The 22,414-nt window shown below is 74.4% G+C and carries 20 protein-coding genes and 1 pseudogene; 13 read left to right on the top strand and 8 right to left on the bottom strand.

The window, feature by feature from the left end:
* The first annotated feature begins 81 nt into the window (after positions 1-81).
* The 4 genes from EFE23_RS13495 to EFE23_RS13475 all read left to right on the top strand — a co-directional run bounded on the left by EFE23_RS13495 (position 82) and on the right by EFE23_RS13475 (position 3,747).
* Positions 82-594, top strand: coding sequence for a hemerythrin domain-containing protein (locus tag EFE23_RS13495; RefSeq protein ID WP_233600969.1), 513 nt, complete (start codon positions 82-84; stop codon positions 592-594).
* Complete coding sequence (locus tag EFE23_RS13490; protein ID WP_123241257.1) at positions 591-1,484, top strand: oxidoreductase; 894 nt, start codon at positions 591-593, stop codon at positions 1,482-1,484. The genes EFE23_RS13495 and EFE23_RS13490 overlap by 4 nt, the downstream gene beginning before the upstream one ends.
* 92 nt (positions 1,485-1,576) lie before the next feature.
* The gene (locus tag EFE23_RS13485; protein ID WP_123241266.1) at positions 1,577-2,494 is read left to right on the top strand and encodes an LLM class flavin-dependent oxidoreductase; all 918 of its coding nucleotides are present in this window, start codon (positions 1,577-1,579) and stop codon (positions 2,492-2,494) included.
* Between the two features lie 353 nt (positions 2,495-2,847).
* Entirely contained in the window at positions 2,848-3,747 is a 900-nt protein-coding gene (locus tag EFE23_RS13475; protein ID WP_123241256.1) for a TIGR01777 family oxidoreductase, read from the top strand.
* A gap of 27 nt (positions 3,748-3,774) precedes the next feature.
* Here the strand turns inward: EFE23_RS13475 and EFE23_RS13470 are convergent, their stop codons facing one another.
* Complete coding sequence (locus EFE23_RS13470; RefSeq protein WP_123241255.1) at positions 3,775-5,001, bottom strand: extracellular catalytic domain type 1 short-chain-length polyhydroxyalkanoate depolymerase; 1,227 nt, start codon at positions 4,999-5,001, stop codon at positions 3,775-3,777.
* A gap of 188 nt (positions 5,002-5,189) precedes the next feature.
* Between EFE23_RS13470 and EFE23_RS13465 the strand changes: the two genes are divergently transcribed.
* The 5 genes and pseudogenes from EFE23_RS13465 to EFE23_RS28510 form a co-directional block, all read left to right on the top strand.
* Positions 5,190-7,013: a DUF6311 domain-containing protein gene (locus EFE23_RS13465; RefSeq protein WP_123241254.1), complete on the top strand. Its 1,824-nt coding sequence runs from the start codon at positions 5,190-5,192 to the stop codon at positions 7,011-7,013.
* A gap of 59 nt (positions 7,014-7,072) precedes the next feature.
* The gene (gene lipB, locus EFE23_RS13460; protein WP_123241253.1) at positions 7,073-7,714 is read left to right on the top strand and encodes a lipoyl(octanoyl) transferase LipB; all 642 of its coding nucleotides are present in this window, start codon (positions 7,073-7,075) and stop codon (positions 7,712-7,714) included.
* A gap of 17 nt (positions 7,715-7,731) precedes the next feature.
* Positions 7,732-7,911, top strand: a complete 180-nt coding sequence (locus EFE23_RS13455) for a hypothetical protein (protein WP_199737062.1) — start codon at positions 7,732-7,734, stop codon at positions 7,909-7,911.
* Positions 7,912-7,928: 17 nt separating this feature from the next.
* The gene (locus EFE23_RS13450; RefSeq protein WP_123241252.1) at positions 7,929-8,267 is read left to right on the top strand and encodes a VOC family protein; all 339 of its coding nucleotides are present in this window, start codon (positions 7,929-7,931) and stop codon (positions 8,265-8,267) included.
* Positions 8,268-8,312: 45 nt separating this feature from the next.
* Positions 8,313-8,612 (top strand): annotated as a pseudogene (locus EFE23_RS28510) (adenine nucleotide alpha hydrolase family protein); the annotation flags it as partial.
* A gap of 21 nt (positions 8,613-8,633) precedes the next feature.
* Here EFE23_RS28510 and EFE23_RS28505 read toward each other — a convergent pair.
* The 3 genes from EFE23_RS28505 to aspS all read right to left on the bottom strand — a co-directional run bounded on the left by EFE23_RS28505 (position 8,634) and on the right by aspS (position 10,519).
* Positions 8,634-8,915 carry an FUSC family protein gene (locus tag EFE23_RS28505; protein WP_373684015.1) on the bottom strand — a complete coding sequence of 94 codons (282 nt, stop codon included), beginning with the start codon at positions 8,913-8,915 and terminating at the stop codon, positions 8,634-8,636.
* A gap of 70 nt (positions 8,916-8,985) precedes the next feature.
* Complete coding sequence (locus EFE23_RS28500) at positions 8,986-9,150, bottom strand: RNA polymerase sigma factor (protein WP_199737063.1); 165 nt, start codon at positions 9,148-9,150, stop codon at positions 8,986-8,988.
* An 82-nt stretch (positions 9,151-9,232) separates the two neighbouring features.
* The gene (aspS, locus tag EFE23_RS13435; RefSeq protein ID WP_123241250.1) at positions 9,233-10,519 is read right to left on the bottom strand and encodes an aspartate--tRNA(Asn) ligase; all 1,287 of its coding nucleotides are present in this window, start codon (positions 10,517-10,519) and stop codon (positions 9,233-9,235) included.
* A gap of 389 nt (positions 10,520-10,908) precedes the next feature.
* Here aspS and lipA point away from each other — a divergent pair, with 389 nt between their 5' ends.
* Both lipA and EFE23_RS13425 read left to right on the top strand, forming a co-directional pair.
* Positions 10,909-11,955, top strand: a complete 1,047-nt coding sequence (gene lipA, locus EFE23_RS13430; RefSeq protein ID WP_199737061.1) for a lipoyl synthase — start codon at positions 10,909-10,911, stop codon at positions 11,953-11,955.
* Between the two features lie 105 nt (positions 11,956-12,060).
* Positions 12,061-13,935 carry a DUF423 domain-containing protein gene (locus EFE23_RS13425; protein WP_123241248.1) on the top strand — a complete coding sequence of 625 codons (1,875 nt, stop codon included), beginning with the start codon at positions 12,061-12,063 and terminating at the stop codon, positions 13,933-13,935.
* 84 nt (positions 13,936-14,019) lie between these two features.
* Here EFE23_RS13425 and EFE23_RS29435 read toward each other — a convergent pair whose 3' ends face one another.
* Together EFE23_RS29435 and EFE23_RS28495 are read right to left on the bottom strand one after the other, a co-directional pair.
* Positions 14,020-16,962, bottom strand: a complete 2,943-nt coding sequence (locus EFE23_RS29435; protein WP_305034508.1) for a helix-turn-helix transcriptional regulator — start codon at positions 16,960-16,962, stop codon at positions 14,020-14,022.
* A 209-nt stretch (positions 16,963-17,171) separates the two neighbouring features.
* Positions 17,172-17,342: a hypothetical protein gene (locus tag EFE23_RS28495; RefSeq protein WP_199737060.1), complete on the bottom strand. Its 171-nt coding sequence runs from the start codon at positions 17,340-17,342 to the stop codon at positions 17,172-17,174.
* A 211-nt stretch (positions 17,343-17,553) separates the two neighbouring features.
* Between EFE23_RS28495 and EFE23_RS13415 the strand changes: the two genes are divergently transcribed.
* Positions 17,554-18,243, top strand: coding sequence for a DUF4191 domain-containing protein (locus tag EFE23_RS13415; RefSeq protein WP_123241246.1), 690 nt, complete (start codon positions 17,554-17,556; stop codon positions 18,241-18,243).
* 251 nt (positions 18,244-18,494) lie between these two features.
* On the opposite strand, the gene EFE23_RS13410 is transcribed toward EFE23_RS13415, so the two are convergent.
* Positions 18,495-18,905 (bottom strand): RDD family protein, encoded by a 411-nt coding sequence (locus EFE23_RS13410; protein ID WP_123241245.1) that lies wholly within the window; start codon positions 18,903-18,905, stop codon positions 18,495-18,497.
* A 298-nt stretch (positions 18,906-19,203) separates the two neighbouring features.
* Between EFE23_RS13410 and glnA the strand changes: the two genes are divergently transcribed.
* Entirely contained in the window at positions 19,204-20,628 is a 1,425-nt protein-coding gene (gene glnA, locus EFE23_RS13405; protein ID WP_123241244.1) for a type I glutamate--ammonia ligase, read from the top strand.
* A gap of 283 nt (positions 20,629-20,911) precedes the next feature.
* Here glnA and mptB read toward each other — a convergent pair whose 3' ends face one another.
* Positions 20,912-22,405 (bottom strand): polyprenol phosphomannose-dependent alpha 1,6 mannosyltransferase MptB, encoded by a 1,494-nt coding sequence (gene mptB / locus EFE23_RS13400; protein WP_123241243.1) that lies wholly within the window; start codon positions 22,403-22,405, stop codon positions 20,912-20,914.
* Positions 22,406-22,414: the final 9 nt, after the last annotated feature.

The following is a 22,414-nucleotide window of genomic DNA, read 5'->3' as shown; positions in this document are numbered from 1 at the left end:
CGTATGGTGCCGGGCAGCGTCGCGGTGCACCCGGCACGAAGGCCGCCGTGGGCATGGAGGCGCGGGAACGCAGGGAATCATGTGCACGCATCCCATCCACCGAGCGCGCGGCTGACCGCCCTCGGCACCCAACTGATCGAGATCCACGACTGGCTCCGCGAGGAGTTGGCCCGCCTCCGCGCGGGCCTGGGCTCCCCCGGCGGCGCCGGCCCGGCCCGCGAGCTACGGGCGCACTGCGTCGCCTTCTGCGCGGCGCTGGGCCGGCATCACACGGGCGAGGACGGCGGCGCGTTCCGGGCCCTGGCCGAGCAGGCGCCCGAACTTCGGCCGGTGCTGGCCGAACTGGCCGAGGACCACAAGGTGGTGGCGACGATCCTCACCCGGATCGAGACGCTGCTCGCCGAGGCCGCCGACCCCGGGTCGGTCCGCGCCGAACTGGACGGCCTCGCCGCGCTGCTGGAGTCGCACTTCAGCTACGAGGAACGAAAGCTCGTCGCCGCGTTGAACCAGCTGGCCGGCGAGTCCGTGGAACTGCTCGGCGTCGCGCCACCCCAGGCGCGGGCGCACCATCCGAGGGGGACGGAGACCGCATGACCACCGACACCATCCACGCCGCCGCGGCCGGCACCTGGCAGCTCGGCGACCTGACCGTCAACCGGATCGGCTTCGGCGCGATGCGGCTGACCGCCAATTCCGACGGCAGCCCGACCGACCGGGACCGGGCGATCGCCGTCCTGCGCCGCGCGGTCGAGCTGGGCGTCAACCACATCGACACCGCGGCGTTCTACTTCTCGCCGCTGCGCTCGGCCAACGAGCTGATCAACCGGGCGCTGTGGCCGTACCCGGAGGAGCTGGTCATCACCACCAAGGTCGGGCCGGGCAAGGATCCGTCCGGCGAGTGGCTGCCGATGGCCCGGCCCGACCAGCTCCGCGGCCAGGTCGAGGAGAACCTGCGCCAGCTCGGCCGGGACCACCTCGACGTGGTCAACCTCCGGGTGTTCGGCCCGGAGCCGCTGGCCGAGCACTTCGGGGCCCTCGCCGAACTGCGCGACGCCGGGCTGATCCGGCACCTCGGCGTGTCGGCCGTCCGCCCGCACCAGGTCGCCGAGGCACGTACCGTCGCCCCGGTGGTCTGCGTGCAGAACTCGTACAGCCTCGGCTACCGGCTCAGCAACGACGCGCTGATCCGCGACTGCGCCGCCCACGGGACCGCGTTCGTGCCGTTCTTCGCCCTCGCCACCAGCGGACGGGAGGCCGGGGCGACCGGTGTCGAGCACGACGAGGTGATCGCCGTCGCCCGGGAGCACGGCGTGACCCCGGCCCAGGTCCGGTTGGCCTGGACGCTGCACCGCGGCCCGCACGTCCTCGCCATCCCCGGCACCGGCAATCCCGACCACCTGGCCCAGAACGTGGCCGCCGGGGCGCTGCGCCTCACCGAGGACGACCTGGCCCGGCTCGAAGCGGTGCACCGGGCCGCGGCCTGACGCCGGTCCGGGCGGCGCGGCCGATTCGCCCGTCGGCAGAATCGGCGGGTTCGGGCTGGCCGGCATCGGGGCCGCCCGGCGATGCTGGGGTGATGGTGATCTTCTCCGTCCAGGCCGGACCCACCGACGCGGCGAGCTGGGCCGATCTGGCTCGCCGCGTCGAGGCCGCCGGCTTCGACGCCCTGCAGGCCGCCGACCATCCCGGCCACGGCGCGTCGCCGTTCGTGGCCCTCGCCGCCGCGGCCGGGGTGACGGCCACGCTCGGCCTCGGCTCGTACGTCTCCAACGCCGGGGTCCGGGAGCCGATCCTGCTCGCCACCGACGTGGCCACCCTCGACGTGGTCTCCGGCGGCCGGGCCCGGCTCGGTCTCGGCGCCGGCCACACCCCGGCGGAGTGGCGGGCAGTCGGCCGGGAGCGGCCCGACGTGGCCGGCCGGGTCCGCCGGTGCGTCGCCGTCGCCGAGGCCGTGCAGGCCCTCCTCGCCGGCGAGGAGGTCACCGTGGACACCGCGGAGCTGGCCGCGCACGCCGCCCGGCTCACCGAGCTACGCCCGGTCCAGGACCGCGTGCCGCTCACCCTGGGTACGGCCAACTCGGCGCTGCTGCGCTGGGCCGGCGCGCACGCCGACGTGGTCGGTCTGACCGGCTTCGGGCGTACCCGGTCGGACGGGCACACGCACCGGGTGCGGTGGCGGGCCGACCAGATCGAGGCGCAGCTCGACCAGGTGGCCGCCGGGGCGGCCGGGCGGGACAGCGCGCCCGCGCTGGAGGCGCTGGTCCAGCGGGTGGCCGTCACCGACGACGCCGAGGCCGCCGCCGCGTCGATCGCCGCCCACACCGGCCTCACCACCGCCGAGGTGCTGGCCACCCCGTTCGTGCTCATCGGCACGGCCGATGAGATCGTCACGGCGGTCGCGCAGCACCGGCGCCGCTGGGGCATCACCCGCTTCGTGGTACGCGCCGGCGCCGTCGACGCGCTGGCCCCGCTCCTGCCCCGCTTCGCCGGCTGATCCACCCCCACCTCGCCGACGTGGTGGGGCGGCGTGTCGCGTGGGGCGGCACCTGCCCTTGAGAGCGGTATGTCGCTCAGACATGTTCATGTCTCAGCGACATGTCGGTCTCAGGACCGGTCCCGCCCGTCCGGCAGCTCCTTCGCGACGAACACGCCGACCCCGTGGACGCCCTCCACCCAGCCCTGCATCTGCAGGACACGGATCGCCTGACGCACGACGTCGGCAGAGACGCGCCCACTTCGCCTTGGCAGGCATGTTGGCTCGCGACCCCGCGTACCGCGCCCGGGAGTGACGGGTGAGTGATTTCGCTCAACGCATCCGCGACCAGCGCCGTAAACGAAGATATGGACATGCGGATCCTCATGGCCGGGGCCTCCGGCTTTCTCGGCACCCGACTGGTCGACCGGCTCACCGCGGACGGGCACCAGGTCACCCGCCTGGTCCGCCGCGCACCCCGCACCGCCGACGAGCGGCAGTGGAACCCGTCCGCCGCGCAGCTCGACCCGCAGGTGGTCGCCGACGCCAACGCGGTGATCAACCTGGCCGGCGCCGGGGTGGGCGACAAGCGCTGGAACGACGCGTACAAGCAGGTGATCCGCTCCAGTCGGGTGGACACCACCACCACTCTCGCGATCACCATCGCCGGCCTGGCCACCGCCGACCGGCCCGCGGTCCTGCTCAACTCCTCCGCCGTCGGCTGGTACGGCAACACCGGCGACCGGGTGGTCGAGGAGGACGCACCGGCCGGCGAGGGCTTCCTGGCTGACGTCTGCCGGGTCTGGGAGGCGGCGACCCGCCCCGCTGAGGACGCCGGCGTACGGGTGGTGCGGCTGCGCACCGGCCTGCCGCTGCACCGCGACGGCGGGCTGCTCAAGCCGCAGCTGCTGCCGTTCCGGCTGGGCGTCGGCGGGAGGCTGGGCAACGGCCGGCAGTGGCTGCCCTGGATCTCGATGCGGGACTGGCTGGACGCGCTGACCTTCCTGCTGAGCCGCGACGACCTGGCCGGACCGGTCAACCTGGTCGGCCCGCACCCGGTGACCAACGCCGAGTTCACCCGGGAACTGGGCCGGCAGCTGCACCGGCCGGCGGTCATGTGGGTGCCGGGGGTGGCCTTGAAGATCGCCCTGGGCGGCTTCGCCCACGAGGCGCTGACCAGCACCCGCGTCCTGCCCGGCGTGCTCAGCAAGGCGGGCTTCGACTGGACCCACCCGGACCTGCCGGGCGCGCTGCGCGCCGCCCTCACCGAGTGAGCCGGCAAGGGCGGCGCGCGGGCGGGGTCAGCAGCCGATGACCCAGTAGCTGGGGCCGGTCTGCTTCAGGGTGGTCGTGTAGTAGGTGTTGTAAAGGCCCATCTTCTGGTTGCTGCCCAGCGCGTAGGCGTAGCCGAGGGACTGGTAGGCCCGGCCGGCGGCCACGTGCGCGTAGTTGCTGGCGGTGACGCAGACCGGCGAGGCCGTCGGCGACGGCGACGGGGACGCCGTCGGGCTGGGCGACGCGGTGGCCGTCGGGGTCGGGCTGGGCGCGGTGCCGCCGTCGAGGCCGAAGAAGAGCGCGTCCCGGTACGTCGAGCAGATGGTGTCCAGGAAGTACGAGGTGGCCGTGCCGCACTGGTCGGTGGCCGAACCGGGGTCCACCGGGGTGCCGTGGCCCATGCCGGAGACCCGGTAGAGCCGGACCTGGTCGTTGCCGTACACCTCCAGGCTGGTGCCGCCGGGCAGGGAGGCGGTGCTGGTCGGGGTCTGCGAGACGCCCAGCACGTTGGTCCACTGGTCGCGGGACTCGGTCGCGTTCATCGGCGCGACGGTGGTGTCCGAGGTGCCGTGCCAGACGGCCACCCGGGGGCGCGGGCCGGAGTAGCCGGAGTAGGCGTTGCGGACCAGGTCGCCCCACTGCGCCGGAGTCTTGTCCACCCCCGGGTTCATGCAGGAGAAGGCGTTGACCATGCTGGTGGCGCAGCGGTATGGGATGCCGGCGATGATCGAGCCGGCGGCGAAGACGTCCGGGTAGGTGGCGAGCATGACGGCGCTCATCGCCGCGCCGGCGGAGAGGCCGCTGACGTAGACCCGGCCGCTGTCCACGCCGTAGTTCGTCTTGGCGTAGTCGACCATCTGCTTGATGGACAGCGCCTCGCCCTGGCCGCGGGCGGTGTCACCGGTCTCGAACCAGTTGAAGCAGGAGTTGGCGTTGTTGCTGCTGGACTGCTGCGGCACGATCAGTGCGAACTTCCACAGGTCGGCGTACTTCTGCCAGCCCGAGTTGGTGAAGTAGCCGGAGGCGTCCTGGGTGCAGCCGTGCAGCAGCACCACGGCCGGGGCGTTGGCCGGCAGGCCGTCCGGGCGGTACGCGTACATGGCCAGGTTGCCGGGGTTGGAGCCGAAGCCGGTGACCTGGGTGAGCGTGGCGGCCTGCGCGGGCAGGGCGGCGGTGAGCACGGCGGCGGCGGCCAGCACGACGCCGGCCGCCGCCCCGGCGAGCCGGGTGAGAAGGGATGAGGAGCGGCGCACGGCGACCTCCCTGGTTGCGGAATGTGAACTGGGTCACCCCCGAGTTGCCGGAACGTTACGTCCGCGTTTCCCGGCCCGGAATGGCCGCCGCTCACACATTCACCAACGCCGAAGTGTTGGCCGCCGGTCGGGCCAGCAGGTTTCGTGTCTGACCGGCGTGTCCAGGTCCGGTTGGTAACGTCCGCTCCGTGCCGTCCTCGCCGTCCCTGGCCGCCAGCCCGTCGCCCGCGTCCGCGCCCGCCCGCCGGGACCGGCGGGCCGACCTGGTCGTGCTGGTCGCCGCCGTGACGCTGGCGTTCTGGGTGACCAGCGGCATGTGGCGGGACCCGAACAGCCGCGCGATCACCGTGAACTCCAGCGACCAGGCGCTCTTCGAGTGGCTGCTGGCCTTCGGCGGGCACGCCGTCACCCACGGCGACAACCCGCTCTTCACCTATTTGATCAACGTGCCGGACGGGGTGAACCTCGCGGTCAACACCTCGATCACCGCGTACGCGGTGGTGTTCGCGCCGCTGACGTACCTGATCGGGCCGCCGGCGACCTTCCTGGTGATCCTCACCCTGAACCTCGCCGCCACCGCGGTGGCCTGGTACTGGCTGCTGAGCCGGCACCTGGTGGCCAGCCGGCTGGCCGCCGCGGTCGGGGCGCTCTTCATCGCCTACTGCCCGGCGATGGTGTCGCACGCCAACGCGCACCTGAACTGGACCGCCGGCTGGCTGGTGCCCCTGCTGATCTGGGGCGTGTTCCGGCTGCGCCGCCCCGGCCGGGCGGTCCGCGGCGGGATCCTGCTCGGGGTGCTGGTCGCGGTCGCCTTCTCCATCGCCGCCGAGGGGCTCTTCTTCACCGCCCTGGCGCTGGCGTTCTTCCTGGCGGTCTGGGCGCCGCACCCGGCCCGTCGGGCCGAGGTCGCCGCCGCGCTGCCGAACTTCCTGCGCGGGCTCGGGGTGACCGCGGCGGTGGCCGGAGTGTTGCTGGCGTACCCGCTGTGGCTGCACTTCGCCGGGCCGCAACGCTTCCACGGCACCGGCTTCGACCCGCTCATCCACTCCGAGGACATCGCCGCGTACGGGTCATACCCGCGCCGCTCCCTCGCCGGGTGGGCCGGGCTCGGCACCTCGCTGGCCCCCAACCCCACCGAGGAGAACTCCTTCTTCGGCCTCCCGCTGCTGGTGCTCGCCGTCGCCTGCTTCGGCTTCCTCTGGACCCGGGCCGACCGGGCGTTCCGGGCCACGCTCACCGCGCTCGGCGCCACCGCCGTGGTGTTCGCGGTGCTCTCCTGGGGGCCGAAGGCCAAGTGGAACGGCCGCCGCACCGACCAGCTCCTGCCGTTCGGGGTGCTGGACAACCTACCGGTGATCAACGCGGCGCTGCCGTCCCGGCTGGCCCTGGTCGTCGCGCCGGTGCTCGGCCTGCTGCTGGCGTACACGGTCGATCGGCTGCGGGCCCGGCCGCCCCGGCACCGCCGGACCGAGCTGGCCTGGGCGGCCGGCTTCGCCGTGGCGCTGCTGCCGCTGCTGCCCACCCCGCTGCTGACCAGCGTGCGGGAGCCGATCCCGCGGTTCGTCACCAGCGGCACCTGGCAGCGGTACGTCTCCCCCGGCGGGGTGCTCACCCCGCTGCCGCTGACCCTCGACGTCTACCCGGACGGTCAGCGCTGGCAGGCGTACGCCCTCTCCCACCGGCAGGGCGAGTTCCGCATCCCGGCCGGCTTCTTCCTCGGCCCCGGCGGGCCCGACGGCCGGGGCCGGATCGGCCCGGTGCCGCGCACCTTCGACTCGCTGATGGACCAGGCCGGCAAGACCGGGTACGTGCCGATCATCACCGACGGCAGCATCCGGGAGTCCCTGGCCGACCTGCACTACTGGCGGGTGGAGACGGTGGTGCTGGCCGACCGGGTGCACGGTGCCAAGTACGACGTCGACGAGGAGGCGCTGCGGCGCACCGCCACCGCCCTGCTCGGCCCGCCGCAGCGGGTGGACGACGTGTGGATCTGGCGGGTGCCCCCGGGCTGAGCCCGGACGCGACGAGGCTCACGCCGCCCGACCGGGGCCGGCGGGTCTAGGCTGGACGGGTGAGCGTGACGACTTCCGGGCTGACCGCCGTCCGTGCCGGTGTGCTCGACTACCAGGCCGCCTGGGACGAGCAGCGCCGCCTGCACGCGGCCGTGGTGGCCGGCGAGCAGGGCGACACCGTGCTGCTGCTGGAGCACCCCAGCGTCTACACCGCCGGCAAGCGGACCGAGCCGTGGGACCGGCCGATGGACGGCACCCCGGTCATCGACGTCGATCGCGGCGGCAAGATCACCTGGCACGGGCCGGGGCAGCTCGTCGGCTACCCGATCGTCACCCTGCCCGACCCGGTGGACGTGGTCGCGTACGTCCGGCGGGTGGAGCAGATGCTGATCGACGTCTGCGCCGAGTTCGGCCTGACCGCCGGCCGGGTCGAGGGGCGCAGCGGCGTCTGGGTGCCGGAGGACGACCGGGGGCCGGCCCGCAAGGTGGCCGCCATCGGCATCCGGGTGGCCCGGGGCGTCACCCTGCACGGCTTCTCGATCAACTGCGACTGCGACCTGACCTACTTCGACCGGATCGTGCCGTGCGGAATCCGGGACGCCGGGGTCACCTCCCTCACCGCCGAGCTGGGCCGGCCGGTCACCGTCGCCGACGTGCTCCCCGTGGTCGAGCGGCACCTCGCCACCCTCGTCGAGGTCTGACGGGAAATTTCCGCGGCGTGGTGTCCCGGAGCGGGGACCTCGACGCGCTGACCGGCCGGCCCGACCGCGCCGAGCTGCTGCGCCGCCTCGACCGCCCGGCCGAGGCGGTCGCCGCGTACGACCGGGCGCTGGCGCTGGACCTGAGCGCACCGCAGGCGGACCACCTGCGCCGACGGCGCGACGAGCTGTCCGGCTGACCGCGTACCCTCGTCCGGTGCGGATCGATCTCGTCGCCCTCGTCGTCGCCGAGTACGACCCGGCGATCGCCTTCTTCACCGAGGTGCTCGGCTTCGAGCTGGTCGAGGACAAGCCGTCCCTGACCAACGACGGCCGGCCGAAGCGCTGGGTGGTGGTCCGCCCGCCGGGCGGCGGCACCGGGCTGCTGCTGGCCCGCGCCGATGGCGAGCACCAGCGGGCGGCGGTCGGCGACCAGACCCACGGCCGGGTCGGCTTCTTCCTCCGGGTCGACGACTTCGACGCCACCTACCGGCGGATGGTCGAGGCGAAGGTCGAGTTCGTGAAGCCCCCGCGCACCGTGCTCGGCCCCGCCTGATCCGGCCGACCTCCTCCGGTCCCGCCCGACCCGAAAGGACCCCCGATGACCGACGTGCTGTCCACCCAGCGGCAGATCGCCGAGGACCTCCAGGTGCCGGCGACCTTCGACGCCGCCGCGGAGATCGAGCGGCGGGTCGTCTTCCTCGCCGACCGCCTCGTCGACACCGGGTTGACCACCCTGGTCCTGGGCATCAGCGGCGGCGTGGACTCCACCACCGCCGGGCGGCTCTGCCAGCTCGCCGCGGAACGGGCCCGCGCGGCCGGCCACCCGGCGACCTTCGTCGCGATGCGCCTGCCGTACGGGGTGCAGGCCGATGAGCACCACGCCCAGGCGGCGCTGGCGTTCATCCGGCCGGACCGGGTGCTAGCGGCTGATTCTCGACCGCAACCACGGTTCGCAGACCACGATCAGGCCGCCGATGCCGGCCCCGATCACCGTCTCCACCCCCCGGTCGAAGAGCAGCTGCCCGGTGGGACGGGCCACCGCGAGCTGCCCCATCAGCAGCGCCATCGGGGTGATGAACAGCAGCGCCAGGCCGTAGTTCCGCCCGACCAGCAGCTCGGTGACGATCTGCAGCACCGCCACCACGAGCACGGTGGCGTACGGCGGCAGGTGCGGCGCGAGCAGCACCGCGCTGGTGAGCAGCCCGAGCAGTGTGCCGAGGATCCGGTGCGCGGCACCCGCCAGGCGTACCCGTCGATCTCGTCCCGCCGGGTCAGCCGGGCCACGCCAGGTAGAGCTTCGTCAGCTTCGTCAGCGTCGTCTGCGCGGCGTCGTCGGCGGCGTGCCGGTCGCCGCAGATCAGGAACGCGGTACGCCGCAACGCGGGCGCCCGCGCGTCGACCCGGTTGGTGAACTGCCGCTCGTCATCCCCGTGCATCGGCTGGGTGTCCTCTCCCTCGCGGGTTACACGGGCCGGGGGCGCGGCCAGGTTTACCGCGCCCCCGGATTTCTTCGTGGCGTCAGGGGGTGAGCCGGTGCAGGTCGCGCGGGAAGGCGGTGACCTCGCGGACGTTGGCCACGCCGGTCAGTCGGGCGACGAAGCGTTCCAGGCCGATGGCGAAGCCGCCGTGCGGCGGCATGCCGTGCCGGAAGGCGTCCACGTAGCCGGCGTACGGCTCGATTGGCTCGCCCCGCGCCGCGAGCGCGGCCAGGTAGTCCTCGTACCGGTGCAGCCGCTGCCCGCCGGTGACCAGCTCCATGCCCCGGAACAGCAGGTCGAAGCCGTTGGAGTGGGCCGGCCGGGCCGGGTCCGGGTGGGTGTAGAACGGCCGCTTCGCCATCGGGTAGCCGGTGACGAAGAGGAAGTCCGAGCCGTGCTCCCGGCGGGCCCACTCGCCCAACGCCCGCTCGTGCGCGGGGGCCAGGTCCGGCTCGTCCGCCGGCGCCCCGGCGATCTTCAGCGCCTCGGTGAAGTGCACCGCGGGGATCTCCGCCGGCACCTCGGGCGGCGCGACACCGAGTTTGGCGAGCGCTGCGCCCGCCCGCTCCCGAACCGCCTCCAGCATTCCGGCCAGGGTGTCCCGGAGCACCAGCATCACGTCCCGGTGGTCGGCGACGAAGCCCAGCTCTACGTCGAGCGAGGTGTACTGGGCCAGGTGCCGGACGGTGTCGTGCGGCTCGGCCCGGAACACCGGCCCCACCTCGTACACCCGCTCGAAGACGCCGACCATGAGCTGCTTGTAGAACTGCGGCGACTGGGCCAGGTACGCGGGCCGGCCGAACCAGTCCAGCGCGAAGACGTTCGCCCCGCTCTCGGTGGACGAGGCGACCACCTTCGGCGTGTGGATCTCCACGAAGTCGCGGGCGTCCAGGGTGGCCCGAAAACCGGCCACCGCCGCCGCCGAGATCCGCAGCGCCGCCGAGCGGGTCGGGTGGCGCAGCGCGGTCGGGGCGTGGTCGAGCTGGGTGGGCAGGGTGGCGGTGAGCACCGGCCGGTACAGGTCGAACGGCGGCGGCACGGCGGGCGGCCCGAGCGGCCGTACCGTGGGCTCGACGACCTCGACCCCGGCGGGGACGGTCGGGTTCGCGACGACCGTGCCGACGACCTCGACGACGGTCTCCTCCGGCAGCGCCTCGACGGCGGCGCGGACCTCGGGGTCGGTGACCACCACCTGGGCCAGGCCGGCGGCGTCCCGGACGATCAGGAAGGCCACCGACTTGAGCAGCCGGCGGCGGTGCACCCAGCCGGCGATCCGGACGGATTCGCCGACCTGGTGGCTGAGCTGGGTGGACAGGATGCGGTGCATGGTTGGGCTGCTCCTCGGTCGATCGCAACGCCTGCGCCGCCCTCGGGCGGCGAAGCATCGCCTCAGCCCCGGGAGGTGTGGGCGAGCGGGAACCTCGCGGTGCCACCACACCTTCGCCCCCGGTCTCCCGGGAGCCTCGTTCGTCGCCTGTTGACCGGGGCCAGCCGGGCGGGCTCTACTGAGCGCGGAAGCGCCGTTCTTCCCGCAGCTCGGGAGGGTCTTCGCGGGGCCGGCGCCAGACCGCCTCGCAGCAACCGGCGGCTCTCTGGGCTGGCGGATCGGCCCGCTACTCGGCTCCGTCGCAGCTTTGCCGGCACGCTAGCACCCTTCGCCGGCCCGTGTGACGGAGGTTTCTCGCCCCTCGTGTCCGGTGTCACAACATTCGGGGCGTGACGACCGTCGCCCGCCGTTCATCGATTGCCGCCGTCCGGCGTAGGCTCGGTTTCGTGACGATCGAGCACTCCGCGCCGACGACTGAGCAGGCACCGCCCACCGCGACGGTCGCCCCTGAGGGGCGGCGCATGCTGCGGATCGAGGCGCGCAACGCCGAGACGCCGATCGAGCGCAAACCGCCGTGGATCAAGGTCAAGGCCAAGATGGGCCCGGAGTACACCCAGCTGCGCGGGCTGGTCTCGCGCGAAGGGCTGCACACCGTCTGCCAGGAGGCCGGCTGCCCCAACATCTACGAATGCTGGGAGGACCGCGAGGCCACCTTCCTCATCGGCGGCGACCAGTGCACCCGGCGCTGCGACTTCTGCCAGATCGACACCGGTAAGCCGGCCGAGTTCGACGCCGACGAGCCCCGCCGGGTCGCCGAGTCGGTCGCCGCGATGGGCCTGCGCTACGCCACCATCACCGGGGTCGCCCGCGACGACCTGCCCGACGGCGGCGCCTGGCTCTACGCCGAGACGGTCCGGCAGATCCACGCCCTGCAGTCCGGTTGCGGCGTCGAGCTGCTGATCCCCGACTTCAACGCCGTGCCGGAGCAGCTCGCCGAGGTCTTCGGGTCGCGCCCCGAGGTCCTCGCCCACAACGTGGAGACCGTGCCGCGGATCTTCAAGCGGATCCGGCCGGCGTTCCGCTACGAGCGCTCCCTCGACGTGATCCGCCAGGCCCGCGCCGCCGGCCTGGTCACCAAGAGCAACCTGATCCTCGGCATGGGCGAGGAGCGGGCCGAGGTCTCCCAGGCGCTGCGCGACCTGCACGAGGCCGGCTGCGAGCTGATCACCATCACCCAGTACCTGCGCCCCTCCCCCCGGCACCACCCGGTCACCCGCTGGGTCAAGCCGGAGGAGTTCGTCGAGCTGCGCGAGGAGGCCGAGGAGATCGGCTTCGCCGGCGTGATGAGCGGCCCGCTGGTCCGCTCGTCGTACCGGGCCGGGCGGCTCTACCAGCAGGCCCTCACGGCCCGCGAGGCGGTCCCCGCCGCCGGCTGAGGCCCGCGCCGCGGCGCGGCCCGCGCCCCAAGCCGGTGAGGCCGGGCGGGGCCGGATGCCGCGTCACCCGCCGCCGGCCGCCGTCCGGATGCCATGATCGCAGGCATGACCGCCGGGGTACGCCAGGAGCCACGCGAGGCCACCCGCCCGCGTACGCCCCGGCGTCCCCGGCTGCCGGCGCTGCTCGCCCTGCTCGTCGGGGTGGCCGGGGTCGGCTACCGGCTGGCCCTGCTGCTCGCCGACGCGCCGCCCAGCAACAGCGACGAGGCGACCATGGGGCTGGCCGCCCTGCACATCGCCCGGGGTGAGCACTTCCCCGTCTGGTTCTACGGCCAGGCGTACATGGGCACGCTGGAGGCGTACCTGGCCGCGCCGCTGATCGCGCTCACCGGACCGTCGGTGCTCGTCCTACGGCTGCCCACCCTGGCTTTGTACGCGCTCTTCCTCGCCCTGTCCTGGCGGCTCACCCGCCGGCTCGGCGGCGATCCCTGGTTCGCCCTGCTGGTCGTCGGCTTCCTCGCGCTCGGCTCCGACCGGGTGCTCAAGAACCAGCTCATCGCCGGGGGCGGCTATCCCGAGCTGAACCCGGCCGGAGTCGGCCTCGCCCTGCTCACCGTGGCGCTCGCCGCCGACCGGACGAAAGCGCGGCTGCCCCGCTGGGCGGCCTGGGGCCTGGTGTCGGGGCTGATGCTCTGGGTCGACCCGCTGATCCTGCCATTCGTCCTCGGCACCGGCGTGGTGCTGGCCGTGCGGCGGCGCCGGGAACTGGCCGGGCGGGCGGGCCTTGTGCTGGCCGGGGCGCTGCTGCTCGGCGCGGCGCCGATGCTGCTGGACAGCGTCCGGCACGGCCGCAACCCGCTCACCGCGGTCCTCGCGGCCGGCGGCGGGGAGGCGGCGGCGAGCTGGGCCGGGCGGCTGCACGGCGGCCTGGTGCTCGGGCCACCGCTGGGCATGGGCTTCTGCTCGCCGAGCCACTGCGCCGGCTGGCAGCTCTGGTGGGCGGTCGCCTTCCCGCCTCTGCTGCTGCTGGCGGTGGTCACCGCCGCGCGCACCCTCCGGGCGACTCCCCCGGTTCCAGCGCTCGCACCTCACTCCACCGTGTCCGCAACGGCTCACCCGTCCGCACCGCCTGCTCCGGTGCTCCCGCCCACCCCGGCGCTCCGGCCGGTCTCGCCGGCGGGTCCTGGCCCCGCCCCGTCCGTCCTGCCTGGAGGGTGCCCGAGATCCGGGGAGGACGAGCGGCGATTGTCGGCGGCGGTGCGGTTGGCGTTGCTCGGCGCGGCGGTGGCGGTGCTGGCGGCGTACACGGTGAGCAGCTCGGCCGGCCGGACCCCGATCGAGAGCGCCCGCTACCTCTCCTGCCTGGCGATCGCCACGCCAGCCCTGCTCTGGCCACTGTGGCACGCCGCACGGCGGGCACCCCTCCACTCCCGACGGTCGGGGCTTCCCTTGCGACGCCGGATCGGCGAACTGGCGGTATCCGGCGCGTTCGGACACCCCGATCTCGCCGACGTGCAGTCGATCAGCGACGAGCCGGCAGGGGGCCGGCTCGGCCGGGCGGCGAGCCTGGCGGCGGTCGGGGTGCTGACCGCCGTGCTCGGCACGGCCGCCGTGGCCACCGTCACCGCCGTCGCGCGGGTGCCCGCCGTGCACGACGAGGCCGATCGGCACCGCGCCCTCGTCGACACCCTGGGCGCGCTCGGCGTACGGCACGTGTGGGGCGGCTACTGGACGTGCAACCGGCTCACCTTCGCCAGCGGCGAGAACGTGATCTGCGCGGTGGTCGACGACGAGCTGCGGCCCGGCTTCGACCGGCTGCCCACGTACCGGCGGGCGGTGGCGGCCGACCCGGTGGCGGCGTGGGTCGCGCCCGTGGGGTCGCCGCTGGCCGCCCGGCTGGACGGCCGGCTCGGTCGAGACCGGGGCGGGCTCGAGGTGGTCACCGTCGACGGGTGGCGGATCTACCTGACCCGCAGGTAGATCCCGGCCGGGTGTCCCCCGTCCCGGCTCCCGCGGTCAGCCGCACCGCCCGGCAGCGGACCGCGCCGCCGAGCCGATGTCCCCTCAGGAGGCGGCGCTCGGCCTGCGCGGTTCGGGCGGGGTCGAGGTGAGCAGGCCGAGGCGGTGGGCCAGCGCGGCCGCCTCCACCCGGTTGCGGACGTCCAGCTTCGCGATGATCCGGGACACGTGCACGCTGGCCGTCTTCGGCGAGATGAAGAGCCGCTCGGCGATCCGGCTGTTGCTGTGTCCCTCGGCGACCAGCCGCAGCACCTCCTGCTCGCGGCTGGTGAGCAGGTCCGGGCCGGGACGGCCGCCGCCACGCAGCCCGACCCGGCGGGCCAGGGTGGCGACCTGCTCGCCCAGCGGGGCGGCGCCGAGCCGGGTGGCGATCTCGCCGGCCTCCCGGACCGCCGCCGCGACCGCGTCCCGGTCGCCGGCCGTGGCGGCCGCCTCGGCGAGCCCGAGCAGCGCCCGGCCCAGCGGGTACGGCTGCCCGGCCGTCCGCCACGCCTCGACCGCCACCCGCCAGGCCGCCAGCACCCCGCCGCCAGCGGCGCCAACGCCGGTCCCGGTACCCGTGCCGGCCAGGATCGCGGCTACCTGGGCGGCGTGTGCCTGCTCCGCCGGGTAGCGGGCGGGCAGGGCGGCGGCCACCGCGGACGCCTCGCCGGCCAGCCCGGCGTCGCCGGTCAGCGCGGCGGTCCGGGCCACCGCGGTGAGCACCGGCCAGCCCTCCCGGGGGAGGTGGGCGAGCCGCTCGTCGGCGAGGGCGGCGCGGCTCGCCGCGAGCGCCGCCAGCTTGTCGTCGGCGGCGAGGGCGGCCTCGATGCGCAGCTCGTGCAGCGGCAGCCGGTGGTTCGGCCAGAGGTAGGGCCGGGCCAGGAAGGCCAGCGCCCGGCCGACCAGCTCGTCGGCGGCCGGGTGCGCGCGGGCCAGCCGCAGCCCGGCGCGGAGCTGGAGCCAGTGCAGCCCGGACACGCCCGGCGGGTCGATCCGCGCGGCCTCCGCGCAGGCCGCGTCCGCCTCGTCCCAACGACCCAGCGCGATCAGCGCCTCGGCCCGGTTGGACAGCAGGTACGCCCCGGTGGAGCGGCTGATCCCGAACCGGCGCGCCTCGCTGACCCCGGCGGCGGCCGTCTCGGCCGACTCGGCGTAGCGGCCCAGCTCGTAGAGCACGTCGGAGAGGTGCACCAGGGCGCTGACCAGCGCGGGCGCGTTGCCGGTGGCCCGGGCCAGGGTTTCCGCCCGGCGCAGCTCGGCGAGCCCCAGGTCGGGGGTCTTGCTGGTGCGGCAGAGCATGGCGATCCGGGTCGGCAGCAGGGCCACGTCCTCGCCGATCGCCTCGGCCGCGACCATCGCCTCGGCGGCCACCGAGCCGGCCTGCTCGGGATCGATCTTCGCCAGGTGGGCCGCGATGTCGGCGAGCAGCCGTACCCGCTCGGGGCCGTCCGGCACCCCCGCCGCCAGCTCGTACGCCCGGCGCACCTCGGCGGTGCCGTCGCTCTTGCCGAGCAGGGCGAGCAGCCGGCCGCGCTGGTCGAGCAGGCGGGCGGCGCGCAGCGGCTCGGCGTCGGTGTCCACCTCGGACAGGGCGGCCCGGGTGAGGGTGAGCGCCCGGTTGTAGTCGCCGGCGGTGGTGGCCGCCGCGAGGGTCTCCTCCAGCACCCGCAGGTGGTCCATGCCGAGCCGATCGGCGGCGTCGGGCACCAGTTCCCACAGCTCCAGCACGCGTTCCAGCAGCCGGCTCTGCTCGGCGTACGCGTACCGGTCGGCGGCGGCGCAGGCCGCCACGCGGGCGGCGAGCAGGGCGCGCGGGTGGTCGTGGGCGGCGTACCAGTGGTGGGCGATCTCGGCCGGCGCGCGCCCGGCGGCCACCAGGTGCGGCTGCGCCTCGATCGCGGCCGCGTACCGGGCGTGCAGCCGGGCGTGCTCGCCGGGGAGCAGCTCGTCGTGGACGGCCTCGCGGACCAGGGCGTGCCGGAACTCGTAGTCGCCGTCCGGGTCGGCCACCACGAGCTGGGCGGCAACCGCGGCGCGCAGCGCGTCCTCCAGCTCCGGCTCGGGCAGGCCGGCGACCTCGGCGAGCAGTTGGTGGGCGAAGCGGGTGCCGCCGGCGGCGGCGATCCGCAGCACCCGCTGGGCGGGTTCGGGCAGCCGGTCGACCCGGGCCAGCAGCAGGTCGCGCAGGGTCTCGGGCAGCACCGCGCAGCCCACCGGGTCGCCGGCGGCGGCCAGCTCCTCGATGAAGAAGGGGTTGCCCTGGGTACGCCCGTGCACGTCGTCGACGGCCCGCGGCGCGGGTTCGGCGCCGAGCAGGTCGGCGAGGATGGCGGCGGTGCCGTCCCGGTCGAGCCGGCTCAGCTCCACCCGGTCCACCCCGCGCGCCCGGTCCAGCTCGGCGAGGAAGGGCCGCAGCGGGTGGCCGCGGTGCAGCTCGTCGGTGCGGTACGTGCAGACCAGCAGCAGGCGGGCGGCGCGGGCGGCCCGGACCAGGAAACCGATCAGATCCCGGGTGGACCGGTCGGCCCAGTGCAGGTCCTCGATCACCAGCACCAGCGGCTGGTCCTCGGCGATCCGCCCGAACAGGTCGGCGACCAGGTCGAACAGGTAGCCGCGCGGGGTGTCGGAGACGGGCAGGCCGGTGGGCGCGGCGATGCCGGCCGGCACCCGGGCCAGTTCCGGCAGCAGGCGGGCGAACTCCGCCTCGTACCCGGCGAAGACGTCCGGGCCGTCCCGGCGCAGCACCTCGCGCAGCGCCGCGGCGAACGGCGCGAAGGGCAGGCCGGCCTCGCCGAGCTCCAGGCACTGGCCGACCAGCACCCGGACCTCGAGGTCGCCGGCCAGCGCGGCGAACTCCTCCAGCAGCCGGGTCTTACCCACCCCGGCCTCGCCGCCGACCAGCACCGTGGTGGGCTCCCCGGCGCGGGCCCGGCCGAGCGCGGCGCGCAGGGCGGCCAGTTCCTCGTGGCGGCCGACGAGGACGGTGCTGGCGGCGCGTACGGTCACGCCGTCGAGCATGCCACGACGGCCGGCCGCGCCGTCCCCGCCGACCGGCCGATCTCCCGGCCCGCCGGCCGCCGGTCCGGCCGCCCCCGTGGCGGCCGGACCGTGATCGCCCGCACCAGCCCCCGCAGGGCCGGCCGGGACGCCGTTGAGGAGGGGCCCGTTCGCCTCACCCGGCGTCGACGAGGGGCCCCTCCTCTCGCCGACGGTGATCATCGCCGGGCGTCGGTCGTACGGGTCGCGTGGTGACGCCGGCTGAGCCAGCCGCGCGAGTGGCGGCGGGGCAGCGACCGGGCGAGCCGGTCGCGGGCCGCGTCGGCCTGGAGCTCGGAGGCGTGGCTGCGGTGGATCGTGAGCATCAGGTCTGCGTCGTTGCCGAACATTTCGATCTCCCCTGTCGGGTGTCGTTTCGCTGTCGACATTGACTTTCCGCGCGAAGGTGCCCCCGGGGCATGGGTCCGCCGCCTGATCTTCGGCCGCTCCCCCTCCTTACCGGGGGGCCTCAGGGGCCCGGCAGCGCCGTAAGGTACTCAGCCGTCGCGGACTGGCGGCCACGGATCAACGGTTCGCGGGGCGACCACTAGACTCTGCGGCATGGCAAAGCCCCAGGAGAAGGTCTCGTTCGGCCAGCGGCTGAAGCAGATCGGGATGGTGTTCCAGTTCACCGCCAAGCAGGACCGGTGGTTCGCGCCGCTGACCGCGGCGGCGGTGCTGATCCCGCTCGCGCTCACCGTGGTCGCGGTGCTCCTCTGGGGTTGGATCTGGCTGCCGATCGGCATCCTGTTCGCCCTGCTCGCCGTGCTGATCGTGCTCAACCTGCGGTCCAACAAGGCGATGATGAACGCCGCCGAGGGGCAGCCGGGCGCGGCCGCGCAGATCATGGAGAGCATGCGCGGCGACTGGCGGGTCACCCCGGCGGTCAGCTCCACCACCCAGATGGACATGGTGCACCTGGTGATCGGCCGGCCGGGCGTGATCCTGCTGGCCGAGGGGAACCCGCAACGGGTGCGCGGCCTGCTCGGCCAGGAGAAGCGCCGGCTGGCCAAGGTGATCGGCTCCGCCCCGCTGCACGACTACGTGATTGGCCAGGGCGAGGGCGAACTGCCGATCCGCAAGCTGCGGATGACGCTGATGCGGCTGCCCCGCACCCTGACCCCCAAGGACGTCAACGCGCTCGACAAGCGGCTCAAGGCGCTCACCGCCCGCCCGCAGATGCCCAAGGGCGCGATCCCGAAGAACATGCGGCCGCCGCGCGGCGCGTTCCGCCAGACCCGGGGTCGCTGACCCTCGACGTACGCGAAAAGGAGCCGGCCCCGCACGGGCCCGGCTCCTCTTCTTTCCACCCCCCACCCCCGTTCCGCGCCCCACCCCACCCCCCTGATCCGCGCTGTTTCCGGGAAAGAGTGGTCATCCGGCGCCCGGAGGGCACTCTTTCCCGGAAACAGCGCGTACCGGGGCGGGCGGGACGCCGGCGCGGCGCGGCCGCGGCGCGGCGCGGGCCGGCGCGGTCGGGGCGGGTGGCGGGTGGGGTGCGGTCAGCGGCGGGTGGGACGGGGGGCGTCGGCGATGACCGAGCCGGCGAGGCGGTCGTGCAGGCCGCGCCGGTGCCCGTCCATGATCAGGGCGGGCACGACCAGGGCGAGCAGGACGCCGCGCAGCAGGGCGCGGGGCAGCCCGATCCGGCCGCCGTCGGCCCAGGACAGGCAGCGGATCCGGGTGACGTACATGCCCGGGGTCTGGGCGAACAGGCCGAGGAAGAAGCCGTACTCGAGGATCAGCACCAGCACCGGGGCCCAGCCGTCCCGGGTCGGGTCGGCGAAGATCCTGGAGATCAGCAGGCAGAGCACCCAGTCGATGACCAGCGCGCCGAAACGGCGGCCGAGAGTCGGGGGCGTGAAGGTGGGGTCCGCGGCGGGCGGCACCGACGCGGCGGCGGTATCGGTCACAGCGGTCCAGGGTAGTCAGGCCAGGTCCGGGGCGGGGCAGGCCGGGCCGGGCCGGGTTGCGCTCGCCGCCCGGCCGACCGGTTCGACGCCCCCTGAAGAATCGGACCAAAGCCATCAATCAGCGGCAGACCATGACGACGAGTATCGTCCGGACGGAGACCAGAAGGCGACTGAGCGGCACAGATGACGCTCCGCGAGGGACGTAACACGGCGGAAACAGAAGAGACACGGCCGGGCAACCGCGCCGCCATACCGTCGCCAGGAGTCAGCCACCGGAGTGGACCTGCCAGGAGGACGTGTGTTCGCCAATCCCGAGGAACTCCTGCGATACCTCAAGAACGAGGACGTGAAGTTCGTCGACGTACGTTTCTGTGACCTGCCCGGCGTGATGCAGCACTTCAACCTGCCGGTCGAGTCCTTCGACGACAGCGTCTTCACCGACGGCCTCGCGTTCGACGGTTCGTCGATCCGCGGCTTCCAGGCGATCCACGAGTCGGACATGCTCCTGCTCGCCGACGTCGCGACCGCCTTCATCGACCCGTTCCGCGCGCAGAAGACGCTCGCGCTGAACTTCTTCATCCACGACCCGTTCACCCGCGAGGCCTACTCGCGGGACCCGCGGAACGTGGCGAAGAAGGCCGAGGCCTTCCTCGCGGCGAGCGGCATCGCCGACACCGCGTACTTCGGCGCCGAGGCGGAGTTCTACATCTTCGACTCGATCCGCCACGAGACCTCCGCGCACCGGTCGTTCTACTACATCGACTCGATCGAGGGCGCGTGGAACACCGGCCGCGAGGAGGAGGGCGGCAACCGCGGCTACAAGACCGCGTACAAGGGCGGTTACTTCCCGGTGCCGCCGGTCGACCACTACGCCGACCTGCGGGACAGCATCGTGCGCCGGCTGGTCGACGGCGGCTTCAGCGTGGAACGGTCGCACCACGAGGTCGGCACCGCCGGCCAGTCGGAGATCAACTACCGGTTCTCCACCCTGCTGCACGCCGGTGACCAGCTCCAGCTCTTCAAGTACATCGTGAAGAACGAGGCCTGGGCCAACGGCAAGACCGCCACCTTCATGCCCAAGCCGCTCTTCGGCGACAACGGCTCCGGCATGCACACCCACCAGAGCCTGTGGCTGAACGGCGAGCCGCTGTTCTACGACGAGACCGGCTACGCCGGCCTGTCCGACACCGCCCGCTGGTACATCGGTGGCCTGCTGCACCACGCGCCGTCGCTGCTCGCCTTCACCAACCCGACGGTCAACTCGTACCGCCGCCTGGTGCCGGGCTTCGAGGCGCCGGTCAACCTGGTCTACTCGCAGCGCAACCGCTCCGCGTGCACCCGGATCCCGGTGACCGGCAGCAACCCGAAGGCCAAGCGGGTCGAGTTCCGGGTGCCGGACCCGTCCAGCAACCCGTACCTCGCCTTCTCGGCCATGCTGATGGCCGGCCTGGACGGCATCAAGAACAAGATCGAGCCGCCGGCGCCGATCGACAAGGACCTGTACGACCTGCCGCCGGAGGAGTGGGGCGACGTCAAGCAGGTGCCGGGCTCGCTGCCGGAGGTGCTCAACGCGCTCGAGGCCGACCACGACTACCTGCTCGACGGCGGCGTCTTCACGCCGGACCTGATCTCCACCTGGGTGGACTGGAAGCGGACCAACGAGGTCGACCCGGTGCGCCTGCGCCCGACCCCGCACGAGTTCGCGATGTACTTCGACTGCTGAGCGAGCGTCTCGACACCGGCCGGGCCGGGCCGGCTCCGCGACCGCGGGGCCGGCCCGGCCGTTCCCGTTCCCGCCCCGCCGCACCCGCACGGGCCCCGCCCTGGGCAATGATCCACTCGACATGCCGCAATCGGTGCCTTTTAAGGCGGCGGACACCCCGACCTGCCGCAACCGGAGTCGATCAACACGCCGTGGGGCAGGGGCCCGCGGCGCAAGGGGCGCGCGGCGCAAGGGACGCGCGGCGCAAGGGACGCGCGGCGGGGCCGCCTCGGCGGGGCGGGGCTCAGTCGGCCGGCGGGAGGCTGACCCGCCGTGCCCGGACCGCCCACACCACCAGCCCCACGACCAGCGCGGTCATCAGGATCGCGCCGGGCGCCTTGGTGAACCGGGCCAGGTTGGTGCCGTCGGGCAGGACCAGCACCGACGCCACCGCGGCGGGCGCCACGAACCAGACCGTCCGGGCGAGGGCGCGGGTCGCCACCGCCAGCAGCGCCAGGGGCCAGACCGCGTACCAGGGGTGGAAGACCGGGGCGAGCAGCACCGTGGCGGCCAACGCCAGCCCCGCCCCGGCCAGCGTCAGGTGGGGCCGGGCGGCGGCCAGCCGGACCACCCGCTGCCGGGCGTCGCCCAGCCGGCGCAGCGCCGTCCAGGCCCACCACCAGAGCGCCACCAGCAGCGCCGCGAGCAGCACCAGCGCCGCCACCCGGGCCACCGGCACGGCGTGCGGCTCCCGGCCGGCCAGCGCACCCACGTAGTCGACCACGAACCCGACCGCGGTCGGCGGCGACGTCCACTGCTCGGAGTCGCCGCTGCGGGTCAGCCCGCCCACCCAGCCCAGCCCCAGGCCGGTCCCCGCCGAGATGCCCAGCAGCGCGCCCAGCACTCCCCCGGCCAGCCAGCCGCCGTCGCGCAGCAACGCCCGCCAGGTGTAGCGGCCCAGCACGGCGGCGAGCGCCGCGAACGGCAGCACCACCACGACCACCGCCTTCACCGCCACCGCCAGCCCCAGCAACACGCCGGCCAGCACCAGGGCGGGTGGTTTCCCCGGCTTGCGCGCCAGCACCAGCAACCCGAACAGCAGCAGACCGAGCCCGACCGCGTCGTTGTGCGCGCCGCCGACCAGGTGCACCCCGACCAGCGGGCAGGCCAGCGCCAGCCAGGCCGCCCGCCGGGTCGGCACGCCGGCCGCCCGCGCCAGCCCGGGCAGGCAGAGCGCGGCCAGCAGCAGCCCGGCCACCGCCTCCGCCCGCAGCAGCGCCACCGCCCCCAGCAGACCGCCGCCGAGCAGCACCGCCAGGCCGGCCAGCAGCACGAAGAACGGCCCGTACGGGGCCGGGGTGTCCCGCCAGATCGGCGACACGCTCGCCGTCCACGGGCAGCCGGCCGCCGCCACCCCCACCCGGTACGGGTCGACGCCGTGCATCCACGACCAGCCCTGGCAGGCGTACGAGTAGACGTCCCGGCTCCCCACCGGCGGCGCGACCAGCAGCGGCAGCGACCACAGCCCGGCGGTCAGGTACGCCCACCGGGTGGACGGGGCGCCCCAGCGCAGCGACCACCAGGCCCACACCAGCAGCAGCGTGCCGGCCAGCCAGCAGGCGAGGACTCCGGGGCCGTGCGGGGCGTCCCACACGTCCACGAGGCGGGTGACGGGCGGGGCGTCGGGCAGCGCGCCGCCCAGCCAGCCGGCGACGGTCAGCAGCACCGCCCCGGCGAGTCCGGCGTACCGGGCGAGGGCGGCGGCGACCGGCCGGACCGGCCCGTCGGCCTCGCTCACGGCGCTCCC

Source organism: Micromonospora solifontis, assembly GCF_003725545.1.
GTDB classification, from domain to species: domain Bacteria; phylum Actinomycetota; class Actinomycetes; order Mycobacteriales; family Micromonosporaceae; genus Micromonospora; species Micromonospora solifontis.
This window is presented reverse-complemented; position numbering and strand designations above follow the sequence as displayed.

Excerpts from the sequence above, each read along its gene's own strand:
- EFE23_RS13490 (WP_123241257.1), top strand. The coding sequence starts at position 591 with ATGACCACCGACACCATCCACGCCGCCGCGGCCGGCACCTGGCAGCTC.
- EFE23_RS13485 (WP_123241266.1), top strand. The coding sequence starts at position 1,577 with ATGGTGATCTTCTCCGTCCAGGCCGGACCCACCGACGCGGCGAGCTGG.
- EFE23_RS13475 (WP_123241256.1), top strand. The coding sequence starts at position 2,848 with ATGCGGATCCTCATGGCCGGGGCCTCCGGCTTTCTCGGCACCCGACTG.
- EFE23_RS28500 (WP_199737063.1), bottom strand. The coding sequence starts at position 9,150 with ATGCACGGGGATGACGAGCGGCAGTTCACCAACCGGGTCGACGCGCGG.
- aspS (WP_123241250.1), bottom strand. The coding sequence starts at position 10,519 with ATGCACCGCATCCTGTCCACCCAGCTCAGCCACCAGGTCGGCGAATCC.
- EFE23_RS13425 (WP_123241248.1), top strand. The coding sequence starts at position 12,061 with ATGACCGCCGGGGTACGCCAGGAGCCACGCGAGGCCACCCGCCCGCGT.
- EFE23_RS28495 (WP_199737060.1), bottom strand. The coding sequence starts at position 17,342 with ATGTTCGGCAACGACGCAGACCTGATGCTCACGATCCACCGCAGCCAC.
- EFE23_RS13415 (WP_123241246.1), top strand. The coding sequence starts at position 17,554 with ATGGCAAAGCCCCAGGAGAAGGTCTCGTTCGGCCAGCGGCTGAAGCAG.